Consider the following 1,148-nt stretch of genomic DNA (forward strand, 5'->3'; position numbering starts at 1 on the left):
CCGCCGATCTTCATCTGCAGTTTGACCATGCGCTGAGGCTGTTCGGCGGGGTTGTTGGTGAAGGGCACGGCGAAGTCGACGGTGAAACGCCAGACCTGCGCGGCCCGGGTCTGCAACCGTCGTGCCAGGGTGTAGCCGGGATGTCGCCCGGTGGGCCAGTCGCGATGGGCGTTGGTGGCGATGCCCCAGGCCACCGCCTCGTCATAGCGGGTGCGCAGCCTGTCCAGAACCTGCGGGTCCAGGGCGGTGGCGCCCTCGGCGCGGGCCTTGGCGACTGCGGCTTTGGCGTCGGTCAGTGCGCTCATGACCGGCTCGGTCCAGCAGCGCTGTACCCGGCTGCCGTCGACATCCAACTCGCCGATCCCGCGTAACGACCTGAGCAGATGCGCGCAGCACAGCTGTACTCCGGCCAGGTTCTTGTCGTATTTGGCGTAGCCGGCGTAGTCGTCGCGGACCAGGGTGCCGCGGTAGCCGGGCAGAATGCCGAATCCGTCCAGGGCGTCATGGCCGCGGCCCGCGGCGGCGCCGAACCAGACCAGCCGGCCGGCGCGGGCGGTGTAGACATACAGCAGCCGATCTGCGTCGTCGGCAGCGACGCGGGCGGGGGTCTCGTCGTGGTGCAGCACCGGCGCAGCCCGCAACGCCTTCTTCAACGCGGTCTCGAAGTCGGTCAGATGGCCGGCGACGCGCTTGACCAGCCCGCCGGTGAACCCGGTGGAGACCGGGGCGTCCAGCAGCACGCCCATCAGATCGGCTGCCCGCTCGATGCTCATATGCCCTGCGCACGCTAGTAACGCGGTCGCGGCGCGCACGTTCGGGCCGTAACAGCAGGGTCCGGCCAGATGCGCCGGGGTGGCCGCCCGGGTCGTCGCCCGGCAGGCCGGGCAGGTCACCTTGACCATCCGGTACTCGGTGACCTGGAGTTTCACCGGCGGGGTGTCGAACATCTGCACCCGCGCGACGACCTTCCCCGCCAGATCGGCCAGCGTGGAGCCGCACCCGGCGCATGCGTCGGGGGTGATGATGGTGATTTGGTCCGGGTCGCTCCGCCAGGCCAGCGCATGCCCCTCGTGCCCGGCTTGCCCACCGCGCGGCCGGGGCGAGCGCTTCTTCGGTTTCTTGGCGCGTTTGGCCCGAGACGCCGGACC

1 protein-coding gene is annotated in these 1,148 nt (G+C 70.4%); it reads right to left on the reverse strand.

Annotation, left to right across the window (positions count from 1 at the left end):
* Positions 1 to 1,148 (reverse strand): IS66 family transposase (tnpC, locus tag ACTWPT_RS60015; RefSeq protein ID WP_443186482.1); only part of this gene is annotated, 1,148 nt, incomplete at both ends.

The sequence above is a fragment of the Nonomuraea sp. 3N208 genome, assembly GCF_052245935.1.
Classification (GTDB): domain Bacteria; phylum Actinomycetota; class Actinomycetes; order Streptosporangiales; family Streptosporangiaceae; genus Nonomuraea.